The organism is Fibrisoma montanum (assembly GCF_003583365.1).
GTDB classification, from domain to species: Bacteria; Bacteroidota; Bacteroidia; order Cytophagales; family Spirosomataceae; genus Fibrisoma; species Fibrisoma montanum.
Window position 1 is genome coordinate 904,079 of sequence record NZ_QXED01000002.1, and the last position, 22,394, is coordinate 926,472.

The 22,394-nt window shown below is 55.7% G+C and carries 22 protein-coding genes; 6 read left to right on the forward strand and 16 right to left on the reverse strand.

The genetic code is table 11. From position 1 onward, the window contains the following. Nucleotides 1-11: 11 nt before the first annotated feature. The 5 genes from DYU11_RS09435 to DYU11_RS09455 are packed head-to-tail and all read right to left on the reverse strand — an operon-like array spanning nucleotide 12 to nucleotide 4,370. Nucleotides 12-1,679, reverse strand: coding sequence for a sensor histidine kinase (locus DYU11_RS09435; RefSeq protein WP_119667390.1), 1,668 nt, complete (start codon nucleotides 1,677-1,679; stop codon nucleotides 12-14). A gap of 1 nt (nucleotide 1,680) precedes the next feature. Continuing rightward, nucleotides 1,681-2,706 (reverse strand): ATP-binding SpoIIE family protein phosphatase, encoded by a 1,026-nt coding sequence (locus tag DYU11_RS09440; protein WP_119667391.1) that lies wholly within the window; start codon nucleotides 2,704-2,706, stop codon nucleotides 1,681-1,683. Continuing rightward, nucleotides 2,703-3,116, reverse strand: a complete 414-nt coding sequence (locus DYU11_RS09445; RefSeq protein WP_119667392.1) for an anti-sigma regulatory factor — start codon at nucleotides 3,114-3,116, stop codon at nucleotides 2,703-2,705. The genes DYU11_RS09440 and DYU11_RS09445 overlap by 4 nt, the downstream gene beginning before the upstream one ends. Then, nucleotides 3,097-3,492: an STAS domain-containing protein gene (locus DYU11_RS09450; protein WP_119667393.1), complete on the reverse strand. Its 396-nt coding sequence runs from the start codon at nucleotides 3,490-3,492 to the stop codon at nucleotides 3,097-3,099. The genes DYU11_RS09445 and DYU11_RS09450 overlap by 20 nt, the downstream gene beginning before the upstream one ends. An 11-nt stretch (nucleotides 3,493-3,503) precedes the next feature. Further along, nucleotides 3,504-4,370 (reverse strand): STAS domain-containing protein, encoded by an 867-nt coding sequence (locus tag DYU11_RS09455; RefSeq protein ID WP_119667394.1) that lies wholly within the window; start codon nucleotides 4,368-4,370, stop codon nucleotides 3,504-3,506. Between the two features lie 359 nt (nucleotides 4,371-4,729). Here DYU11_RS09455 and DYU11_RS09460 point away from each other — a divergent pair, with 359 nt between their 5' ends. Then, nucleotides 4,730-4,960 (forward strand): DUF2905 domain-containing protein, encoded by a 231-nt coding sequence (locus DYU11_RS09460; RefSeq protein WP_119667395.1) that lies wholly within the window; start codon nucleotides 4,730-4,732, stop codon nucleotides 4,958-4,960. On the opposite strand, the gene DYU11_RS09465 is transcribed toward DYU11_RS09460, so the two are convergent. From DYU11_RS09465 to DYU11_RS09475, 3 genes are all read right to left on the reverse strand, one after another. Beyond that, the gene (locus DYU11_RS09465; RefSeq protein ID WP_119667396.1) at nucleotides 4,929-6,506 is read right to left on the reverse strand and encodes a hypothetical protein; all 1,578 of its coding nucleotides are present in this window, start codon (nucleotides 6,504-6,506) and stop codon (nucleotides 4,929-4,931) included. The genes DYU11_RS09460 and DYU11_RS09465 overlap by 32 nt on opposite strands. Before the next feature lie 135 nt (nucleotides 6,507-6,641). Next, nucleotides 6,642-7,445, reverse strand: a complete 804-nt coding sequence (locus DYU11_RS09470; RefSeq protein ID WP_229365743.1) for a sugar phosphate isomerase/epimerase family protein — start codon at nucleotides 7,443-7,445, stop codon at nucleotides 6,642-6,644. Between the two features lie 181 nt (nucleotides 7,446-7,626). After that, entirely contained in the window at nucleotides 7,627-8,238 is a 612-nt protein-coding gene (locus DYU11_RS09475) for a hypothetical protein (RefSeq protein ID WP_119667398.1), read from the reverse strand. Nucleotides 8,239-8,389: 151 nt separating this feature from the next. Between DYU11_RS09475 and fbaA the strand changes: the two genes are divergently transcribed. Further along, nucleotides 8,390-9,469: a class II fructose-bisphosphate aldolase gene (gene fbaA / locus DYU11_RS09480; protein WP_119667399.1), complete on the forward strand. Its 1,080-nt coding sequence runs from the start codon at nucleotides 8,390-8,392 to the stop codon at nucleotides 9,467-9,469. Nucleotides 9,470-9,660: 191 nt separating this feature from the next. On the opposite strand, the gene DYU11_RS09485 is transcribed toward fbaA, so the two are convergent. Both DYU11_RS09485 and DYU11_RS09490 read right to left on the reverse strand, forming a co-directional pair. Continuing rightward, the gene (locus DYU11_RS09485) at nucleotides 9,661-10,779 is read right to left on the reverse strand and encodes a D-TA family PLP-dependent enzyme (RefSeq protein WP_119667400.1); all 1,119 of its coding nucleotides are present in this window, start codon (nucleotides 10,777-10,779) and stop codon (nucleotides 9,661-9,663) included. Between the two features lie 11 nt (nucleotides 10,780-10,790). Beyond that, nucleotides 10,791-11,168, reverse strand: coding sequence for a RidA family protein (locus tag DYU11_RS09490; RefSeq protein ID WP_119667401.1), 378 nt, complete (start codon nucleotides 11,166-11,168; stop codon nucleotides 10,791-10,793). 256 nt (nucleotides 11,169-11,424) lie between these two features. Between DYU11_RS09490 and DYU11_RS09495 the strand changes: the two genes are divergently transcribed. From DYU11_RS09495 to DYU11_RS09505, 3 genes are all read left to right on the forward strand, one after another. Beyond that, the gene (locus DYU11_RS09495; RefSeq protein ID WP_119667402.1) at nucleotides 11,425-14,139 is read left to right on the forward strand and encodes a DUF5686 and carboxypeptidase regulatory-like domain-containing protein; all 2,715 of its coding nucleotides are present in this window, start codon (nucleotides 11,425-11,427) and stop codon (nucleotides 14,137-14,139) included. A gap of 77 nt (nucleotides 14,140-14,216) precedes the next feature. After that, nucleotides 14,217-15,320, forward strand: a complete 1,104-nt coding sequence (locus tag DYU11_RS09500; RefSeq protein WP_229365744.1) for a glycoside hydrolase family 5 protein — start codon at nucleotides 14,217-14,219, stop codon at nucleotides 15,318-15,320. 16 nt (nucleotides 15,321-15,336) lie between these two features. Next, nucleotides 15,337-15,858: an MOSC domain-containing protein gene (locus tag DYU11_RS09505; protein WP_119667403.1), complete on the forward strand. Its 522-nt coding sequence runs from the start codon at nucleotides 15,337-15,339 to the stop codon at nucleotides 15,856-15,858. Here the strand turns inward: DYU11_RS09505 and DYU11_RS09510 are convergent. From DYU11_RS09510 to DYU11_RS09520, 3 genes are all read right to left on the reverse strand, one after another. Next, nucleotides 15,827-16,603, reverse strand: a complete 777-nt coding sequence (locus tag DYU11_RS09510) for a peptidase associated/transthyretin-like domain-containing protein (RefSeq protein ID WP_119667404.1) — start codon at nucleotides 16,601-16,603, stop codon at nucleotides 15,827-15,829. The genes DYU11_RS09505 and DYU11_RS09510 overlap by 32 nt on opposite strands. Before the next feature lie 69 nt (nucleotides 16,604-16,672). Then, nucleotides 16,673-17,335, reverse strand: coding sequence for an HAD family hydrolase (locus DYU11_RS09515; protein ID WP_119667405.1), 663 nt, complete (start codon nucleotides 17,333-17,335; stop codon nucleotides 16,673-16,675). 119 nt (nucleotides 17,336-17,454) lie between these two features. Next, nucleotides 17,455-18,663, reverse strand: coding sequence for an MFS transporter (locus DYU11_RS09520; RefSeq protein ID WP_119667406.1), 1,209 nt, complete (start codon nucleotides 18,661-18,663; stop codon nucleotides 17,455-17,457). A 130-nt stretch (nucleotides 18,664-18,793) separates the two neighbouring features. On the opposite strand from DYU11_RS09520, the gene DYU11_RS09525 reads away from it, so the two are divergent. Continuing rightward, complete coding sequence (locus DYU11_RS09525) at nucleotides 18,794-19,642, forward strand: AraC family transcriptional regulator (protein WP_119667407.1); 849 nt, start codon at nucleotides 18,794-18,796, stop codon at nucleotides 19,640-19,642. A gap of 3 nt (nucleotides 19,643-19,645) precedes the next feature. Here the strand turns inward: DYU11_RS09525 and DYU11_RS09530 are convergent, their stop codons facing one another. From DYU11_RS09530 to DYU11_RS09540, 3 genes are all read right to left on the reverse strand, one after another. Continuing rightward, a complete protein-coding gene (locus DYU11_RS09530) occupies nucleotides 19,646-20,305 on the reverse strand; it encodes a hypothetical protein (protein ID WP_119667408.1) in 660 nt (219 codons plus the stop codon). Nucleotides 20,306-20,374: 69 nt separating this feature from the next. Then, entirely contained in the window at nucleotides 20,375-21,388 is a 1,014-nt protein-coding gene (locus DYU11_RS09535; protein ID WP_119667409.1) for a glycoside hydrolase family 113, read from the reverse strand. 20 nt (nucleotides 21,389-21,408) lie between these two features. Then, nucleotides 21,409-22,347, reverse strand: a complete 939-nt coding sequence (locus DYU11_RS09540; RefSeq protein WP_119667410.1) for a hypothetical protein — start codon at nucleotides 22,345-22,347, stop codon at nucleotides 21,409-21,411. Nucleotides 22,348-22,394 lie beyond the last annotated feature (47 nt).

Consider the following 22,394-nt stretch of genomic DNA (forward strand, 5'->3'; position numbering starts at 1 on the left):
CCTGGCCCTGATTAATCGGCCGGAAGGTATACCGTCATGGTTGTGCCTTCACCTACCTGACTGTGAACGGCGATTGTTCCGCCATGATTCTCCGCCACCTTCTTACAGATCGCCAGTCCCATACCCGTCCCTTCGTACTGCCTTCGGTTGTGGAGCCGCTGAAAGAGCTGAAAGATTCGTTCGCTGTATTTTTCGTCCAGTCCGATGCCGTTGTCCGCCACGACCAGTGCGTAGTAGGGCCGATGGTTGTGCAACGAAACGGTGGTGGGTAGCTGACCGGCCGAAACCATCGTTGACAGTACCTTGATGGCGGGTAACCGGTCGGTATGGGCAAATTTAAGGGCGTTCGACAGCAGGTTCTGGAACAACTGCCGGAGTTGAAGCGGATCGCCGGGCAAGGTTGGCAGCGGCTCTATACTGATGCTGGCCTGTTTATCGGAGATAGTAACTTCCAGGTCGCTCAGGACATCGGTCAGGATCTGGTTCAGATCAAGAGGGCGCAGGCTCTGGGGGCGGGTAGTCAGGCGGGAAAACGTCAGCAGATCTTTGACCAGATGCTGCATTCGGTTCGCCGAATTCTGCATCCGGTGCAGCACGTCGGCGCCCGATGCGTCGAGCTGGGTACTGTACTGAGCCAGCAGCACATCGCCGAATGCCTGGATTTTCCGCAGAGGCTCCTGCAGATCGTGCGACGCAATGTAAGCAAACTGGCTTAATTCCGTATTACTGCGGTTCAGTTCGCGGATACTCGATTCCAGTTCGCGCTGGTACTTCTCCAGTTGCTGTTTGGCATATTTCAGCTCTTTGTTGTCGGATAGGGTTTGCTCGATGAGTTTTTGGGCGTGGATGTTTACGATAATGCCCGTCCATTGGGGTTCGTGCGTTGCCGTATCCGTTGTTACCCAGACCATGTGCCACAGGTAGTCGTCGGTAGTGGCTTCCTTCAGCCGCAGTTCATACTGAAACGGCCGGCCGGCCGGTGTGGCCGCTGCCCAGACCGCCCGAACCCGGTCAAAATCGTCTTCATGGGTGATGGACTGCCACTTCGTCTGGTTCAGGGTTTTGATGGACTGACCGGTATAATGGATCAACCGCTCATTGGCATACGTCAGTCTGCCGTCGACATCCGCGGTGAAAATCATCACCGGCAACGAATCCGTGAGCGACCGGTAATGTTGCTCACTTTCGCGAAGCCGTTCCGATAACTCCAGGAGCTGCGCATTTTTCCGCTTGATCTCGTCGTAGGGAGACACGGGCGGCTCGCTCACAAACTGTTTACTCCATTGCTCGGCCCGTGCCGAACTGATCTTGCGGTTGTTGTGCAGATGGCAGCGCAGCGTGATCTGCGACCCTTTGGCGGTGTCCGTAATGAGCAAATCGTTAACGAGCCGACGCGCGTATTCAAAGGCTTCGTCGTCGTGATTGCTGATGAAAAAGCGGCCCCTGGCAATCTGGGCCACCAGGCTCTGAACCGATTCGTTACTATCGGTAATGTATAGCGTCAGGCAGGCGTCCAGACCGCGCTCAATGGCGTAGCGGGATACTTCAGAAACTGCGGTAGCAAACGTAGTCTGGGCCGCCAGCGACAATCCGGCCAGTTCGGCCAGTCTCATACTGCGTTTATTCGCCAGAATGAGGTCCATTTCATTGTGAAGCGTGACGCTGGCTATTTCGTGCATATCAGGGGGTGAGCCGACCGACCACTATCGATACATCATCGGTCTGTCGGGCGTTATCTTTATAAATGGCTGCTGCCAGTATGGTCAAATCGTACTTGAAAATATACGGATATTTGGTGGCATCCCACCGCGACTGAATACCGTCGGAGCACATAACTATCGTCTGACCCCATTCGGCCGGAATGGTCTCATCGTGCAACGTAGGCATCACCGTTCCGATGATGCCACTGTAGGGCAGATGGCTTTTCTGGACCACGGTGGCTTGTAGCAATCGGGTCATGATGTTGCCAACCCCGCACCAGAGCCATTGCTGCTGTCGGTGGTCGTATACGACCACCGACCCCACCAGGCCCCGCGTTTTACGAACGCCTTCGTGAATCAGCTCAATCAACCGGGCCGGGCTGCGCAACCGCGTATTGGGCAGCGTACCGATGGCTTGCGTCACAGCCTCATGAGCCGCCGGACCATGACCTAATCCATCGCCCAGAAACAGGGTACCATAATCCGGTGTGATGCTTACCCGGCAACCGTCGCCACAAACCGTTTCGCCGGGCTTAGCGACCAGGACTGAACGGACCGTCAGCGGAAAAGCCGGATTATCACTTCTGGAATGAGTCACTGGATTGTCATAGAGTCGGGCGAGTAAAATGGTCCCCCAGTCGAGTAGTGAATACAGTTGAAAAAAATCGGCTAACCGCTGAATCGCTCCCAGGCCATGACCCAGGGTTTTGGTGGTTGAAACGCCGTCTTTCTGCATGTTTTCAGGATCGGCAATGCCAGGTCCGTTGTCAATACTAATCAACTCAATCCCGCGGGTATTGTTCTCCTGAAACAGCCGGACCAGGACTTCGCCCGTTTTGGCGTGCTTGAGCAAATTCGACGTCATCTCTAACACAATGATGTCTAACTCGCTCAGCCGGCGCGCACTGAATCCGGCTTCCTTGGCCAGATAATGCACTTCCCGTTTGACAAAAGCCTGGTAGCTACGATCCGACACCGTAAAGCGAAAATGGGGCGCATTAGTCATAATTTCCAGGTGATTACCGTAACGGTCGTGCCTTTGCCCACCGTACTGATTATCGCAAACTCGTTGACGAGTCGCCGGGCACCCGGCAATCCAAGACCGAGGCTTTGGGGGTTAGTCGTGTAGCCGTCCTGCATGGCCAGGTCAACATCGGGAATGCCTGGTCCGTGATCGATGAACGTTAGTCGAATCCCGACTTTTGTTCCCTGGCTGATCTGTTCAAGATAGGAAACGCCCTCATTTGCGTAGAAGAGCATATTACGGGCCAGTTCGCTGGCGGCCGTCATCAATTTTGTCTGGCTAACGGTGCCTAATCCAGTGTCTGCCGCAACCGCTTTGATGCGGTGCAGGAGCCGGGCTACATCCTGTTCGGTACGAATGCTGGCTGTTTCACTACTGGAAATAATAATCATCGTCTGTCTCCTCGTCGTCAGGGGGGATGGTTGCTCGTAGCTTTTCAATCCCCTTTTCAACGTTGAGGGCAGTATGAATACCTTTTAACGGTAAACCCAGTTCAATCAGCGTAATAGCAACGGCCGGTTGCATACCGACCACCACCGTTTGGGCATCCAGAATCCGCGACATCCCCGCGATGTTGCCCAGGATCCGGCCCATGAACGAATCGACGATGGAAACCGCCGAAATATCAATCAGCACACCTCTGGCACCGGTTTTATGCACCGTTTCGATCAGATCGGCTTCCAGGTTTAAGGCCAGCCGGTCGTAGAGGTCGACCTGAATGGTTACCAGCAGGAAGGGGCCCATCCGTAGAATAGGAATTTTTTCCATGGAGCCGTTAATTACGCTGACCGGAGGTCTCTGTCCTGTTTACGCACGACGAGCCGAAGCATACCGAAGGCATGCTGGAGTGCTTTGGCCAGCGACGCTTTCGTGACAATATTCGAGAGGTCGATCCCGAGGTGAATAACAATCTGAGCGATTTCGGGCCGGATGCCACTGATAATGCATTCGGCGCCCATCAGCCGCGTGGCGCTGACGGTCTTGATCAGGTGCTGAGCTACCCGCGTATCAACCGTCGGAACGCCGGATATATCCAGAATGGCGATGCTGCTGCCCGTTTCGACAATGGCCTGCAGGAGGTTCTCCATCACCACCTGCGTTCGGGCGCTATCGAGGGTACCGATCAGGGGCATGGCCACAATGCCGTCCCAAACCTGAATGACGGGCGTCGAAATGTCGGTGATCTCGCTGGTCTGGCGACTGATTATATCCTCACGACCTTTAATGTAGGTCTCAAACGTAGATACGGAAAAGTTGTCGATTAGCTTACTGATTTTCATCGTGAGGTCGTGTAGCCGCACCGGGTCATCGGCTAACTCGCTCTGCAAAACGTCGAGCAGGGTGTCCTTCAGACTCAGTACGAACATGCCCGTTTCGCGGGGGGTAAATCCCTGCCGGGCGCGGGAGATGGAAATGCCCGCTAAAAGATCACTCAGGTTTTGAAAATCAGTTGATTGTGGATTGGTTATGTTTTTTTCGCTGAGTACATCCGTAAGTGCGTCTATTACTTCTTCCGACTGCGCCCGTAGTTCGTCGCTGCTCATGAGGTCGTCGCGCAGATCGCTGCTGGCCAGTTGGTTTTGTATCCATTGTTCAAGCAGGCGCTTTTTCTGGCGTCGCAGCAAATCTGAAAGGTAGTGTTCCATGAAGTTCCTTACTGAGCAAAAAATGTGAATGCAGCGTTAATTACGCAATTTCGACGGTAGACGGCTGGTATCGTTTACGAAGTTATTCCGAAAGATAAGGGTTTTGCCGTAAAGCCATTACTATAGATAGATGATATACTATAAAAACAGCATAAGTTAATCTACCAACCCCGGCTGGCTTTATCAGGCCGGCCAGCCTGCCGTAATCCGGAGCGTCCGGTATCGCGCCAAGGCACCGGGCTTTTTAATTCAGCCCTGCCGTGTAATCACAGCCGCCGTAGTGCATCGGTCGGGTTGATCGGCGGAGAACAATCCTTCTCGGCACTACGTTATCAAGCCGTACGTAGTAGTAGATACACATGACGCCAACTGTCGGCAAAGTTATCATCCTGATTGGGGCCGCTATTCTGCTTGTCGGGGTGGTGGTGTACGTCTTCGGAGACAAGTTAAACTGGCTGGGCCGCTTGCCGGGCGACATCCGGATTGTCGGCAAAAACGGCGGAGGATTTTATTTCCCTATCGTAACCTGCATCGTCGTGAGCATCGTCTTGAACCTGCTCATTGTCCTGATCCGGAAGTTTTTTGGTTAGCCGATTCGCCTGAGTTGGCGGGTGCCGACTGCGGGTTGTAGGTCAGCTTGTTGATGTAAAACACTTCGCGCTGACTGGTGAGGTTTCGTTCGGCCGCGATCTTCTGAAAGCCGCACGCCAGAAAATGCCGGTCGTACCAGGCCGAGAGGTTGTCCTGGGCCGAAAACGTTACTTTTTCCTGTTCGGAGTTGGTTTGCAGCTTGTAGTTCTCGACCTCCTTCAGCACCTTGCTGCCCTGGATGACTTCCGTATTGATTTCGCCTTCGTTGGGGTAAGCCAGTACCATGTGATCGCCCTGCAGCGATACCTGCACCATTTCGGCCAGGTCGGGGCTTGTCAGTTCCTTGATGGGCAGGCAGTTGTCCCACAGCAGTTTACCGCGCTTGTCGAAGCCGCAGATAAAGGCGTGGGTGTATCGAAACCCTTCAACGTACCGGCTGTTCGGTCGCAAGACCCCGCCGTTCAGGCTGGCACCGCTGTATTGTGGGTAGTACACCTCGGCCACGAGTGTCAACCCCTCGGGGGTCGGTTTCAGGTCGTGAACGAGCAGCCGGTAGCGAAATTTAAAATCTTTGCCTTCTTCTTTTTTCTTGAGCACCCGCGCCAGCATTTTCTGCTGCCGCCGGGGTTTGAGGTAATTGAAGAAGTTTTTCAACTGCGAAAACTCGATGTACTGGATGTCCTCTCCCGCCGACTCCGATACGTCGGTGCGACCGGGATCGTTGTGGCGGATGCGGGTAACGTAGATACCCTGGGAATAGGGGGTGCAGTCGGTAGAATAATTGCCGACCAGCAGGGATTCGTGCTCGTCGACCGGTAGTAACTTACCCGAGATCAGGCTGTTTTTAGCGTCGTCAAACTTCAGCGTCCGCAACAGCTTGCCGTCGTAGGAGAAGGTCCGGACCGAGAACTGGCACCCGCGCCGGAGTGTATGAACCAGTACGTGCACTTCATGCCGGCTCTCGTCGACCTCCAGGCTGTTGATCTCCATGTGGTTGACGTACAGGCTGGGCAGCACTTTCGTTGAGCGGTCGAAGAACGAGAACGACATGACCAGCGGGCGGTTGTGGTGGTAGCCGCCGACGTAAGCCTGATTGCCCAGGACTCTGAAATGCCGAATGTCAAAGGGTTCGATCAGATTGCCTTCGAAGGTTTCGGTCGTACCGTCGTCGAGGTTCAGCCGCATGAATTGAAAATGATCTGAATCCGGCTCCCGAAACAGATGATACTGGTATTGGTCGTTGTGGAACGACTGGATAGGGCGATACCGGCTGTCCTGCTTAAACTCCGTTTGCCAGACGGGCTTGAGGTTCGTGTCGTATTTCTGAAAGCGGAAATGCGCCGGAGTATTGTCGTAGAAGGCACCCGTACGGATCGTAACCAGCACCCCTCGTTCGGCCAGGGGCGTTACGTCGAAGGCTTCTTCTTCGTTCGGATCGGAGGCCAGTTCCAGCCGGAGGGAATGAGCCAGTTGCGCCTGAACCGGATTGACGACCCCCAGCCACAGCACCAACAACCAGCCAATATGACGACAACCTGTTATCATTAGTCAAAAATAATAAAAAAACCGTAGGGTGAGGGAAAAGGGCGGTGGGCAGGGGGCAAGGGGCGCGGAGCAGGGGGTAAAGGTGATAGACGTGTGTAAACCCTACGCTTCGCCCCAAGCCCCCTGCTCCTTGCCCTACGCCCACCGTTTCTTTAGAAAATCTTTCATAAATACGTTTACATCCCACTGACTCGTAACGGGCTGCTGGGTATACGGTAGGGTGGGCAAATACCCTGCCGGACCAAATTCGCACGTAACGGTTACCGCAGCGGCCCCGGCTTTTTGCTGCCGGTCGCGGATCTGGTCCCACCAGCGGGCGTGGGTTTCAAGGGCGTTTTTCCACTCGGGAGCGCGGGGGTCGTTGACCTGCGGACCTTCCGGATGCCCGACGCGGCAGTGGATGTGGTCGCTGCGGTCGATAGCGCGGGTAACGTTATCGGCCTGGTCGTCGAGGTACGATTCCGCAACGTTGACCCAGTGCGAGTAGTCGGCTGTAAGTCGTAAATCCGGGAATTTGAGCAGGTAATGCTGAATGCCCGGGGCGCTGTAGGTAAACCGACCCCGGTGGGTTTCGTGCAAAATCCGGACGCCGGTCTGTTTCTGAACCTCCAGCGCCACCTGGATCAGTTCGCCGTTCTGCTCGAAGGTAAAGTAGTCGCGGCCGGTATGCGAATTGATAAACAACGGCTTAAACGATGCGATGTGGAGCAGGTCGTCGCGAAAGGTTTGTTTATGTTCCGCAAAGGTTTTGCCGCTTCCGAAAGCCATCAGAATAACGCTGAGCCCGTTGTCGCGCATCACGTTGACGGCTTCCTGGCGTTTGTCGCGGCCGGCGGCAATTTCCATGCCGTCGTAACCGGCGGCTTTGACTCGTTTGGCAGCTTCAGGGTAGGAGTGGCTTTCCATGCCCCACATCGGGCAGAAGAATTTGGTCGTCACGGTATCATAAGGGTTTGTATGGCGGCAAAGTAACCGGAAATTACCCTACTGGTCAACCTGCAATGTGAGAAGCCGTCGACGATGATTGTCCAGGCCATGCTCCTGCTTGGCCCGTTAGTAATTGATTAGTTGTTCTACATGGACCAAAGGGGAGCCTGGCCTGGACAAATGCACCGGGCATTTACGAAAGCCAAAGCGAGATTCGTGTTCTTATGGTCCAGGTTCCGTTTTGCTTTTCAAGCAGGAAACAACTGCCCGAGCCGCCGTCGGACGTACTGATTTCAGTGTAGAAACACATGGCTTTTGATTGATCGGGCGAGTAAATCACTTGGGAGAGGTAAATGAGTTTTTCCAGGTTTTTGTAGGTCGCCTGAAGGTCAACGAAGTTTTGTTGATCAGATCGCCGGGGCAAAAAAGCAGCTTGTCGACATTGCAGTTTTGGAACCTTGGAGAGAGTACGTTCCGTGAACTTTTTCCGGTTGATACCCTCCAGGAACGTTCGCCAATCTGCATCAAGCATGTAGTCCGTTGCCAGTCGCCTGAACGTAGTTAACTCATCAAATTCATCGAGTGAGTCGGCTGTCGGTGTACTTGTAGTCGGGTTGATTAATACCAGTCGCTTTTGGCGTGTCTGGTCCGTTTCATGATTGCATTGACTATCAGCATTAATCAACAGAGCATAGATAGCGTAATCAGTGGTCGCAACCGGCGGGGGTGATTTTTCATCGCCGGAGCGTCCCCAGCTTATAAGCAGTAGCGCGCACAGTAGGAATGAATGCCAGTTTGGAATCATCGGTTTGCAGGAACATAGCACCAGGCTATAGTAGCATTTTATCGGCAATATAACGTACTTTACCGGCTCGAAATAGAAAAATTTGTCTGCTTAGTTTCAGTCAATATTTTCTGGGATGAGTTACTAATCAAACCTTTTTTTCCTCTGACTTATGAGCGAAATCGCCACCCGATTTGCCCCGGGCGTTGTCACCGGCGACGGCGTCACCGAAATTTTCCGTCACGCCAATGAGAATGACTACGCCCTGCCGGCCGTTAACGTTGTTGGTACGGACTCTGTCAACGCCGTTCTGGAAACGGCCAAAGCGGTTAATTCGCCCGTAATCGTTCAGTTCTCGAACGGTGGCGGTATTTTCTACGCCGGCAAAAGTCTGCCGAACGATAAGCAGCAGGCAGCCATTGCGGGGTCGATTTCGGGCGCACTGCATATTCATAATGTGGCCGAACTATACGGCGTGCCCGTAATCCTGCACACCGACCACTGCGCTAAAAAACTGCTGCCGTGGATCGACGGTCTGCTCGAAGCCGGTGAGCGCCACTTCGACCAGTATGGTAAGCCGCTGTTCTCGTCGCACATGCTCGACCTCTCGGAGGAGCCGCTGGAAGAGAACATCGAGATTTCGTGCAAGTACTTCGAGCGGATGGCCAAAATCGGCATGACGCTGGAAATTGAACTGGGCGTAACCGGTGGTGAAGAAGACGGCGTCGATAACTCCGACGTGGACGATTCAAAACTGTACACCCAGCCGGCCGAAGTGGCTCATGCGTACGAAGAGCTGAGCAAGATTTCGCCGAACTTCACCATTGCGGCTGCTTTCGGTAACGTCCACGGCGTTTACAAGCCCGGTAACGTGAAGCTTCAGCCGATCATTCTGAAGAATTCGCAGGACTACATCCAGCAGCATTTCGGTACGGGACCGCTGCCGGTGAACTTCGTGTTCCACGGCGGGTCAGGATCGAGCCGCGAGGAAATCCGCGAAGCCATCAAGTACGGTGCCGTGAAGATGAACATCGACACCGATATGCAGTGGGCGATGTGGGAAGGCGTGCTGAACTACTACAAGGCGAAAGAAGCGTATCTGCAGGCGCAGCTCGGCAACCCCGAAGGGCCGGATTCGCCGAACAAGAAATATTACGACCCGCGCGTATGGTTGCGCAAAGGGGAAGAAAGCATGGTGAAGCGCCTGACGGTTGCGTTCGAAGATCTGAACTGCATCAACCGCCTGGCCTAATCAAGGCTAACCTACAAAGAAGCCGACGTACTGCGCAGTACGTCGGCTTTCTGTTTTTACAATGACGGACGGACCATCGACAGACGTGACGTCTCTGGGCAGGGATCATCTTGCCACAAACCACCGTCTGACGGCACGTCTGACGATGATCCGATGAGCCAGATAGCGTAGAAGTTCTGGTCGGTGGTCCGTCACACGGTGATTCGCCGTTTCCGGGCCGTTACCTGCCAGGTTTCCCGAACTTCGTGCTGGTCTGCTACGTATACTTCCTCGTAGAGGTTGACCGTTGGGCAGATGTGATACGGTACGCCGTAGAGCAGATCTCCTACCTGAATCGCGTGCCAATTGTCTACGGTCAGTACGCCATGTTCTTCGCTCTGGCTGAGTAGCTCGTAGCCGGTCAGGTTCAGAAAGCGCACCCGTTTGTCGATGGGGTTCTCGGCCGCCACGCCCTTGTGGCCCAGATCAATGGCTACTATACCCGGCTTCGGTTTGGAAATAACCCGGGTCAGCAGCAGAGCCGCGTAATCGAACGGCTGCTCGGTGAGCTGGTCGCCGTAGCCCCAGTCCCAGAACACGCAGGTCCCCGGACTGCAATACGTATCGGCCCGCAGGGCGTGGGTCGTGAGCGTGGGGGTTCCGCCAGCAATGACCATCGGCCTGGGCAAACCGGTTGCTTCGAGTGTTTCCAGAAAGTGGGCTACATCCACAAATCCCTGGTCAATACGCTGTTGCCGCTCGGTGAAGCTGGCGTCGCGGAGGTGGCCGTCGTAAACGTGCAGGCCGTGGCAACGTACGTTGGGTAAGGTCTGCAGGAGCTGGTAGAAAGGCAGCAGGTCGGCATCGAGCCGATGGCCGGAGCGATCCATGCCGTTATTAATGTCCACGAACACATCGGCCACCAGTCCATGGGCTGCGAACAGCTGATTATGCTGCCTCGCGTTGTCTGCGTCGTCGAGCAGTGACGCCATAAACACATCCGGATACTGACGGCGCAGCTTGATGAGCCGTTCGATTTTTGGGCCGACCAACTGATGGGCAATGATCAGGTGCTTGCCACCCGCCTGCGCCACCATTTCGGCTTCGGCAATGGTGGCGCATTTAAACTTTGTGATGTCGGCGGCCAGCAGCATCTGCACGACCTCGGGCGTTTTAGTGGTCTTAATGTGAACGAACAGGCGGTCGGGATTGCCGGCAATCTGAATCATCTTCCGGATGTTGTCCGCAACCCGGTCTTTGTAGACCACCAGCGAGGGCGTGTCCAGGTCATAGCTGTTGTTGAGGGTGTACCAAGCGGTTTCGTTGGTCATGTCGTAGCGGATTATTGGTACGCAATGGCTTCGAGTTCAATCAATACGTCGAAATGCAGTTTCGGAACCGGTACGATGGACCGGGCGGGTTTGTGCGCACCGAAAAAGCTGGCATACACCGCGTTGACCCGTTGCCACAGGTCAATATCGGCTACGTACACCGTTGTTTTCAGGACTTTATCTTTGGACGAACCGGCCGCGTCGAGTATCGCTGCCAGGTTCTGGAGTACAACCCGGGCCTGTTCCTCAATGGGAAGCTGGCTGTAGGTTTCGCCCGTCTGGAGATTTTTGGGTAAGATGCCCGAGACGAACACCAGGCCGTTGTGGACAACGGCGGGGGCGTAGTGGCCGGCCGGGGGCATTGCATTGGGTACCTGAACGTCGTGCATGTTGCAGAGAGGATGCGCTTGGACTGGCAAAGAAAAACGAAAGAAAGCCGGGGGCCAAGCTTTTTTTGTCGATCCATGGGTGAGGGCGTTCATTACGAATTTTTAACAAACTTTCGGGGCAACTATTCAGCCCGGCTCTGCATCTTCAACCCGGTATACAACGCCGGATTGTGCACGAAATCAACCGTCTGTCACGTACAATGCGCCGTCTGTTCGTTATCTTACTATACTTGTTTGCAGACCAACCCGCCTAACTATGAAAAATGGCTTGCTTTTCCTGCTTACGTTTCTGTACTCGGTAGCCCTTTTCGCGCAATCCCGTCCGACTACCGGTCTGCGCGGTACGGTTAAAAGCGCGAAAGGCGAAGCCCTGCCCTACGCAGCTGTGGTGGTACGTGGTACGTCAAACGGTACCATAACCAATGCTGAAGGGCGCTACGAAATCGGGCTGGCGCCGGGTCGCTACGAGATCGTTTTTCAGTTTCTGGGTTTTCAGTCGGTACAGAGGTCCGTTGAGGTAGGTGCTGAGTTTGTCACGCTGGACGTCACGCTGGCCGAGCAGGCGATCCGGCTGGCTGAAGTGCAGACCAAAGGAGGACAGGAAGACCCGGCCTACAGCATCATGCGCCGGGCCATTGCCAAAAGCCGCTTCCACCAGCTACAGGTGGATCGGTTTAAAGCGCGGGTCTATACCAAATCATCATTTACGGTGCTGGACTTACCCAACACGGCCGAGTGGATGTTCAAGAAGCAACTGAAGGAAGCCGAAAAGGAAGCCAATTTTAAAGTTGGACGGCCCATCCTGAACGAACAGATCGCCGAAGTGTCTTTCCAGCAGCCAAATACGTACCGGCAGCGCATTGTGGCCAACCGCAACTCAACCGGCGATTTTGCTACGCCCAGCCAATACTACAACGTCAGTTTCTACAGCCCGACGGTAGCTAACGTCGTATCCCCCCTGTCGCCGAAAGCGTTTGCGTACTACCGGTTCGAATACGAGGGTACGTACAGCGAACAGGGCGTGGAAATCAATAAAATTCGGGTCATACCCCGGCAGTACGGCGAGGGGGTGTTCCGGGGGGTTATCTACATCATCGAAAATACCTGGGCCATCCACAGCCTCCAGCTCGAAACGGTCAGCGCACAGGGGTTCACGGTCAACACGCGGTTTCTGTACAGTCCCGTCAAGAGCGTCTGGGTGCCGGTCAACCAGCGGTTCGATGTGAATGGTACGTTCTTCGGGGTGAAGTTCACCGGCCAGTTTGTCCGGACGCAGACCTTCAATGAATTTGTGGTGAACCCGGCGTTTGTAGAAGACGTACGGGTTGTGGATGAGAAAAAAGACCAGCCCGCCGTTACGTTGTCGAACCGCGACATCAAAGGCCGTCAGTTCGACGAGATGGTGAAGAAGCAGAAGGAGTTTTCGACCAAAAACCTGAAGCAGCTTATCAAAGAGTACGAAAAACAGGAAAAAGAGGAGCGCAAAAAAAAGAAAGAGGACGTAGCCGTAATGCGCGACGACTCGCTGGTGATCGATTCGCTGGCCACCAAACGGTCCGGTACGTTCTGGGATTCGCTGCGGTCGGTACCGCTGACATCGGCCGAGTCGATCAGCTATAAAAAATCGGACAGCCTTAAGATTGTCCGCGAAATCGGAAAGATCAAAACCGATAGCACCGGGCGCCGGGATACGACCAAACGCCGATCGCCCAACAAGTTTTCGCCGGAGCAACTGCTGGGCGGCTACACCTGGAATCTAAACAAAAAAACGGCTCTGGTCTACACCAGCCCCCTGATGCAGGTTGAATACAACACCGTCGAGGGCTACGCCGTGGAGGGTGGTCTGCAACTGCGGTACCGACCCCGGCTTGATTCGGCCCTTCGGCGTTTGGGGTCAATTCCGCAGCGGCAGTGGACGATCGGCGGAACGGGGCGCTACCAGTTCGGGCCAAACAAACTGGTGGGCTACGGCACGGCGCAGTACCAGCACCGATTCAGCCGCATCGGGCTGACGGGCGGACGGTACGTATCGCAGTTCAATCCCGATAATCCGATCAGTCCGGCCCTGAACACCCTCACGACCACTTTTTTTGAGCAGAATTTTCTGAAGATCTACCAGAAAGACTACGTTAATCTGACCGCCAGCGTATCGCCATTCGACCAGCGCATTACGTTGTCGGGCAGCCTCGAATACGCGGAGCGAACCGAGCTTTTCAACTTCAGGGAAGACCCCCGGCCGTTTCTGCGTGTCGACGTCAGGGGCCGGTCGTATACGCCTAACCGCCCGACGAACATCGAGCTGTCCAACACGGGCTTTCCGGTGCACCAGGCCGTGGTGCTGAACCTGACGGCATCGGGGCGACTGGGTGCCACGCAGTATTACATCCGCAACGGCCGGCGCTTTGCCCGCCGGAACAACGACAGCCCGTTGCTGACCCTGAACTACCGCAAAGGCCTATCGGGCCTGGCGGGCAGCGATGTGGATTATGACTTTGTGCGGGCAACGCTCAGCCACTCCGTCGAAACCGGCATCCGCAGCCGCCTGAGCTACCAGCTCAGCGCCGGTGCGTTCCTGAACGACAGAAGCCTCTATTTCCCTGATTTCAACCATTTCGCCGGGAATGAGTTTTTCTTTCAGCAGGGCGATGTAGTCTCGACCTTCCGGATGCTCCCGTATTATCAGTTCAGTACCGGACGGCGGTATCTGGAGGGACACGTACTGGCTGAGTTTCGTAAATTCCTGATTACGCAGATCACTCTGGTGCGGCTGACGGGCCTGAAAGAAAACCTGTTCGTGCATTATCTGCGAACGCCGGCCCTGAAGAACTACACCGAGATTGGTTATGGTCTCGATGGCCTGATTCCGCAGGTGTTGCCGGTGTTCCGGGTCGAGGTGATCTCGCAGTTTCAGGACCTGAAGTACCAGCGGCTAGGTTTCCGGATCGGCACCACCCTGAAGTTCGGCCGGTAATTGTCCGGCTGCCCACGTCCGGCTAAGAAAATAGTCCGTTTATATTCGTCCGGCTGCTAACATCCGGGTTAGTCTCTATGCGTCGTCGTCAGTTCATCCAGACATCAATGACCGCAGCGGCCGGAATCGGTCAGTTGCCGGCTGCTTCTGCCATGCTAAAACCAAAGCCAGCGTTGCCTGATCCGCAGCCCGGTAACCTGCCCCGCTGGCGGGGCTTTAACCTGCTCGAAAAATTCGTTGCCGGTACATCGGGGCCGGTGCCGGAGGGGCCGTATCATGAACGCGATTTCGAGTGGATCGCCCGATGGGGGTTCAATTTCGTTCGACTGCCGATGTCGTATCAGTGCTGGGCGCCCGGCGATCCGGCCCGCTGGACCGAACTGAACGAGCGCGTGTTGAAAGAAGTCGACCGGGCGGTTAAATACGGTCGGCGGTACGGGATTCACACCAACCTGAACCTGCACCGCATCCCGGGCTACTGTGTGAATCCGCCCGCCGAACCGCTCAACCTCTGGACCGACGAGCGGGCGCTGGCAGCGGCCATTTTTCACTGGAAACACCTGGCCGAACGCTACAAAGGCCGCCCGAACCGCGAAGTGAGCTTCGATCTGATCAACGAGCCAGCCAATATCGATGAAGCCAGCTACGTCCGGGTAATCAAGGCGCTGGTTGATGCCATTCGTTCCGTTGATCCCGACCGGCTCATCATCGCCGATGGATTACAGTACGGTACGCAGCCGGTCTACGGATTAACCGGTATGAACCTGGGTCAGAGTACGCGGGGGTATATGCCCATGAACGTGAGCCATTACCAGGCTTCGTGGGTGCCGATGAGCAGCGAATGGCCCGCGCCCTCCTGGCCAACCAACTGGATGAACGTAACGTGGAGCGCCGATACACTCCGGGCCTTCGCCATCGAACCCTGGCGAAAACTGCAGGAAAAGGGCGTTGGGGTTCACGTCGGCGAATGGGGCTGCTTCAACCGTACTCCGCACGATGTGGCCCTGCGCTGGATGGAAGACCAGCTCAAGCTCTGGAAAGGAGCCGGCTGGGGCTGGTCTCTGTGGAATTTCAGGGGCGAATTTGGTGTGCTCAACAGCGGCCGCAAGGACGTAGCCTACAAGGACTACAAAGGCCAGCAACTGGATGAGAAAATGCTGGCTCTATTACAGACGTACTGACGAACCCATTTCTTCCGTGCAAAACATCAGGAACTTATTTGAGGTGTTTCCGCGGGCCGGTCGCATTGAATGGGTCGGGATTCGGCCCGAACGGCGCGGGGCTGTTACGGCTGTCGACGAAGTTACCGTATCGGACAATGACGGGCTGGCCGGCGATCATTACAGCGGCCGCAGCGGGAATAGGCACGTAACGCTCATTCAGGCCGAACACCTGCCGGCCATCGCGGCTTACGTAGGGCGCACCCAGGTCGATCCGGCCGAACTACGTCGGAACCTGGTCGTGTCGGGGCTCAATCTGCTCGCCTTGAAAGACCATTACCTCCAAATCGGCGACGACGTAGTGCTGCAGGTAACGGGCCAGTGCCATCCGTGTTCGCGGATGGAAGAGAACCTGGGGCCGGGCGGCTACAATGCCGTACGGGGGCACGGAGGACTGACGGCCCGGGTCATCCACGGCGGAACCATTCGGGTGGGGGATGCGGTGCGGGTGGAACCGGGTGGCGCTGCTACTCCTGCCGACCGTCCGGATCGGCCGTGATCCGGCTGGGACGGTTGAAGCCATTCCGGTAGCGGTTGCGAAGTTGCTGAATCGTGTTGATCAGCTCGTAGTCGGAGGAGCGGAGCAGGAACTCGTCGCTGAGGTCGCAGTAGTCGAAAAAGCGGTCGACATCCTCGCCTTTCAGGTCGGTAGCCTGATCGACCAGCAGCCGGAACCGTTCGAGGGCCAGTTTGTGGCGCCGGTCTTCCTGCATGATGACGTAGGCTTTCCGGTCTGTTTTCGGGCGTTTGGCAAACAGTTCGTAAAGCAGCGTTACGCCCGCTCCGTCGGCAATCCGGTTGAATGCCTGTTCGCCCGTTACCTTCTCAGAGGCTGTCGGTTCATCCAGCACCTGCTGAATCTCCCGCTTGACTTCTTCGTAGCGTTTAGCCGTTACGGTCACTTCCTGCAAATCCACTACGCGGTATGGCATCGGCGGTAACGCTCTGGCCACAATCTGCGGGTTTTCGGAGCCGTCGAAGCGGATACCTACCCGGTTGTAGGCCTGGCTCGTCATGATAAGCGAATCGCCGGGGTTGGCCGTGATGAAGAAACGCCCGGCCGTATTGGTGCGGGCACGCTGGCGGGTACGTTTGTTGACGACCGTGGCCCGGTCAACGCCCTGCTTCGTGGTCTGGTCGATTACCGTGCCGACAACGTATCGGCCACCCTGCGCCCACGCGCTGCCCGTAGCTCCGAAAAGCCCGGCAAGCAGGATCAGACTGTATAAACCGTGCGGGCGCATGCTCAGATCGTTGTGTGCAGGAATCTACAAAGGTAGAGACTTTTGCGCGCCCAAAAGGTTTAACCGCCGTTAAAATACCTTAACGAGCTGCCGGAGCCGCGTAAGGGTCATCTCGGTAAAATCGGCAATGACATCGTCGACAACCGGACGCAGCTCGTCGGGCGTTTGGGTGGTAGCTACCCCAACGACGTAAGCCCCGGCGCTTTTTCCGGCCTTAATACCCGTAAAGGAATCTTCAAACACGATGCTCTCCGACGGCGCTACGTTCAGTAACGCCATGGCTTTCTGATAAATTTCCGGGTCGGGTTTCGGACGGCTAACGAGACTCTCGTTCAGCAGTACATCGAAGTACGGCCGGAGGCCAAGCGCATCGACCACAAAATCGAGGTTTTCGACCGGAGCCGAGGTCGCTACGGCCGTACGGATGCCGGCGGCTTTCAATGCTTTGAGGAAGTCGACAAGGCCGGGTACGGGTTTGATGTGTGGCCGGTAGACGTCGCGGAACAGAGCTTCCTTCTCGGAGCCGATCAGGGCTGTGTCGGCGGCAGTCAGTGGCCGGTCGGCAAACAGGTGCGCAACGATGTCGTTGTTGTGCTTACCGGATACGTGCGTAACGAAATCCGCGTCGGTAAGGGTTTTGCCGTGGCGTTCGTAATAGGCCCGCCAGGTTTCACGGTGGTACGGATTGGTGTCGACAATAACGCCATCCATGTCAAAAATTACTGCTTTCATGAGGAAGAGATTTAAACGCAAAGGACGCAGAGGATACGCAAAGGGCGCAAAGAGATAACTTTTTTACATTCCTCTGCGAACTCTGCGTTACACGTTGCGCTCTCTGCGTTTGGAGACTTTTAGAATAAATTTACCAGTCTCGCCAGCAGGGCGGAGATCAACAGCACCCCGGCCACAAACGCCAGGCCGAGGGCAAGCCCAAACGCTTCGGCTACGAAACCGATGATGGGCGGCCCCGCCAGAAAGCCGACAAAACTGAACGTGGCAAACGTAGCCAGGCCGGCCGCGGGCGGAATTCCCGGAATCCGCAGCGAGGCACTGTAGAGGATCGGTGCGCCGAGCGAACAGCCCACCCCCAGCAGCGCAAAGCCCAGCAGGGCCGTGGGCGGGTGCGGAATCAGAATAGCGACCAGCAGACCAACCGTGCCGATGGTAGCCCCCACCTGAAGCCACCGCTTTGCGCCGATCTTTGGAATAATGGCGTCGCCCAGAAAACGGCCGGCTGTCATAGTCAGCGAAAAGCAGGCAAAACCGAGGGGCGCAATCTGGCTGCTGGCTCCCAGTGTTTCGCGCAGGTAAACGGCGCTCCAGTCGAAAGCCGCTCCCTCGCCGAGCGCAATAGCCAGGCCGATCAGAATCATCAGCATCAGGTCGCGGTTGGGTCGCACAAAAGACGAGACCGCTTTATCGCCTTCCGAAGCCAGATTACTCGATGGAATGCCGGACAGAATCGGCTGCACGAGGAACGTCATCAGCAGAACGAGCGCGGCCACGGTCGCGATGTGCACGAACGGAGGAATGTGCTGCGCAATGGCTATACCAGCCAGCCCGGCGCTCACCATACCCCCCAGGCTCCACATACCGTGGCAGGACGACATGATAACAATCCCTTCGGTCCGTTCAATGTTAGTTGCGCAGGTGTTCATGGCTACGTTGATCAGCGCGGCTCCTAAACCCAGCAGAAATAAGCCGAAACAAAGCACCAGCGGGTGCGTGGCGCTGATAGGAATCAGGATGCTCAGGCAAAGCAGAACCGCCGACCACAGACAGGCGCGGGCCTCGCCGAGTTTGGCAACGAGCCAGCCCGTCAGCGGATTCATCATCAGCAGACCCACCGGGAGCGCAAAGAGCGTCATGCCCAGCTGGGCGTCTGACAGATGGAGTTGCTGCTTAACGTAGGGGATGTGAGCCCCCCAACTGGCCATCAAAATACTCTCCGACGAAAATACCAGACCAACGGCCCGGGCCTGTGGATGGGTAAAAAAAGTCAGCAGGTTTCTCACGAAGAGATTGCCCCGCAAGTTCTGTGTTGAGATGGTTGAATTCATGATGCAAATATACAGGGGCAATCAGGCTGCCTCTGACACCAAATTTACCGGTAATGATGCTACATTTGCTTTCCATGATCGAAAAGCGCGTATATTTGGTTAATGAGGTGTAGTACAACCACAAAGAATTATGCGCCTGCAGTTTGAAAAAGTTGAGCCCGAAGCCGGCAGTTCATTCAAGATTGTGCACCTGACGGCCCCCGAAACGTGTAAGTTTTACTGGCATTATCATCCCGAACACGAAATTGTTTACATACCGTTCGGAAATGGCCGCCGACGCATCGGTACTCATCTGTCGCAGTACGAAGACGGCGAACTGGTATTTATCGGCCCTAACCTGCCGCACCTGAACTTCAGCTACAGCAAGCACGAACAGCACGACGAGATTGTGGTGCAGCTGCGCGAGGATTTTATGGGGGAAACCTTCCTGCAAACGCCCGAACTGGCGAGTGTTCGGCGGCTGTTCGAGCGGTCGCATAGTGGTTTGTCGTTCGGGACGGTAACCAGACAGGCCGTGGGGCCCTTGCTGAAGCAGCTTCCGGACCTGCCGCCGTTCGACCGCCTGATGACGTTGTTGCAGGTGTTGCAGCGGTTGGCAGCCGCCACCGATGTGCAGTCACTCCAGGCCGACGGCGTTCGGTTTGAGCTGAACATTCGGGAGCAGGAGCGCATCAACCGGGTGTATCAGTACGTTGAGCGGCACTACGCCGGGCCGCTGGACATCCGGGCCGTGGCTGATCTGGTGAGTCTGACCGTACCGGCGTTCTGCCGGTATTTCAAACGGATGACGCAGATGACCTTTACCGACTTCGTGAATGAGTACCGGGTAAATCAGGCCCGTCGGCTGCTCCATTCGTCGCGGACGGTGGCCGATGTGGGGTTCGCGGTGGGATTCAACAACCTGTCTCATTTCAACAAGACGTTCCGGAGCGTAGCGGGGCAGACGCCGAGCGCGTACCGAAAAGAGCTGGTCGGATAGCCGTTAGTTGGCCTTGTCTGCATCAACGCTACGGAGCAGGGTAGTTTTTACCGCGTGGCGTTTGGTCAACAGGTTTTTCATAATCGTCAGCGGAACGTTGCAGGTGCGGACATACAGCTCGCTGTCGTTGATGGTGAGCACCAGAAAGTTTGTACCGAAGTTGCCCAGTTGTTTCCGATCAACGGAAAGAATATGCTTGCCCGCCGTCAGTCGTCGGGTCAGCAGCGCCTGGCGGCTCGACTTGAAAAACGAATTGAGGTGATAGATGGTGAGCGTTACGGAGCAGTTGTGCCGAACATCGACCAGTACCCGGAGCGCATACGTGAGGGTGTAATCAAATTTGCTCAGCAGCGGCACCTGGTTTGGCTGCTGGGCCAGACTAATCCGGATCTGGTCTTTCAGCAGCGGGATGATGGGAGCGATCCCCTCGACGAACCGGATGCGCGGATTCTGGGCCGTAAACGCAGACCGGATCGTAGCCTGCTGCTGGCTGGAAACGCCCCGGCCAAAGGCTACTAGTGCATAATCGCTGCCGTTAAAATCAAGATGAACCGTCGTGATGGCGGTGGTGTACGTGGCCTGTAGATTGTCCTCTGCCAGGGCGTCGGCCAGAGCGCTTAGTACACTGCGTCGCTGACCGATGAGCAAGATGTCGTTTTTCATCTGGCGTACCAGTAGGATATAGCAAATAGGTATACATAAAGTCGCAGAGAGGCCGGCTGGTATTGTGCGTTACTGCCAGTTTTTACGGAGAACGACTTGGGCCGATTTACCTTGCGGGCTGAACTGATCGCGTTCGCGGACTTTGTGGGCGTCGGTCATGAACCATTTCCAGACAAACCCACCCGCAAACCACGGTTGAGACCAGACGGTTTCCAGCAGGGCTGCGTAGGCATTGGCCTGAGCCGTTTCGCTGGCTGTACAGTCGGTTTCAGATTCCCAGGGGCGTTGAGCAGAAAACGTGCAACTTCGGTAACCAAACTCAGTAAACAAAATGCTTTTTTGTAAACGGTAGCTAATTGCTTTCAATCGACGCAGATGCGGCTTCCAGTTGGCTATCAGGGTATTGACGGATGGCGTTTGCTCGTCGGAAAGCGGGAAATAAGCGTCCACACCCACGTAGTCCAGTTCGTTCCAGAACGGAATCTGGTCGTAGCGGTCCCAGTTGGCTGCGTAGGTAAGTTTGCCTTTGTAGATGGTTTTTACCTCGCTTATGAGCCGGCTCCAGAATGCCGGCCGGGCCACCGCAAACCGATCCAGTTCGGTCGTGATGCAGTAGAGGTCGACCCCCAGCGAATCGGCCAGGTGAGCATAGTGCAGCACGTACTGCCGGTAGTCGGCTTCAAACGTCTGCCAGTCGGCTTCGCGATCGAACATCAGGTCGAGGTGAGAGCCACCCTGCATCCAGACGTGTGGCTTGAGCATCACCTTCAGCTCCTGCTGCCGGGCCATCCGGATGGTTTCGGCCACACCATCCGGCGTTTCGCCCCACCACTGCCACTTGCCCCGGTCGCCCATGTTGCCGCTGAAGTAAAAATGCGGTTCATTTTTCCGGCAGAAACCATAGGGTACGACCGCCACCCAGTCGCCACCCATTTCGCGCACGGCTGCCAGCGATTCAGACCCGGGCTGTTGCCGGGGCGCTACCAGGTTAACGCCTTTGAGCCTGGGCCCATCGTATACAAACGGGGGTGTGGTCTGGCAACCCAGCAAGACAAGAAAGAGTACAATAGCCCGACTGATCATGCGGGTAAGTTAACAAAAACTTAATTGGAATAGGTGTAGGCCCGGCGGATCAGTTCAGTATTGCCGTCGCGCCAGAACGTACGTTCGGTGGTTTCGGTAGGCAGGCCGAACTCGTTCAGCTGGTGGTCGTAATACGTTCGGGAGCGATTGCCGTATATGTCCGAAAAAGACGACCGCCGAAAGAGGCCGTAGCTGTTGATCCAGCGGTTTTCGATGTTCGACGGAAAATACGGAAGTACAGGATGGCCTTTGAACGGCGCTTTGGCAACTTCGGCCGAGCGACCAACCGACTGGTGACGGAACTGCATACGGTACGTATCCCCGCTGATCCGGATCAGGCGATTGCTGGCATCGTAGCGGCAGCGTCGGGAAAACGATCGCTGGGTAAAGTCGCGAAGGTCCGTGACCAGCGAGCGTTCGGAAACGAGACCCGGCGCACCTAAGGTGTACACCCGGTCGATCTGAAAATGGGACTGTTCGTGCAGGGAGTACGTGATCTGACTCAGTTGCCCGTTGGCGTCGTACACGTAGTCGGTGATATCCTGATACGGTACCTCATTAGCCGGACGGTGATTTTCGGTTTCGCGGATGAGCCTGCCGTTGTGGTAATCATACGTAAACCTGCTTTCGGTGGTCTGAAATTCCTGAATGTCACTCTGAAGCTGTTCGCTTTCCTTCAGCGACGTGAGATACTGATCGGCGTTATAGATGTACTGTGTTTCAGAGGAGTAGGGGACGGGGCCATAGCGTAAAATCCGGCGGGTAGTGAGCAGGCCGTCTGCATCATAGCTATAGTGGATTTCGATGGCTTCGACGTGCTCATAACTCCGCTGGTAAATAGCACGTTCACTCAACAGGCGGTACGTTTTGGCAATGGGCGGGAAAGGATCATTGCGGAAGTAGCCGCCGGGTATAAGTCGTTGAAGCCGCGACCTGAGCGAGTGCCAAAATGTGTTCATTTCAATTTTGGTGGGATGTATAACAATTTCAATGAAATGTATACGTA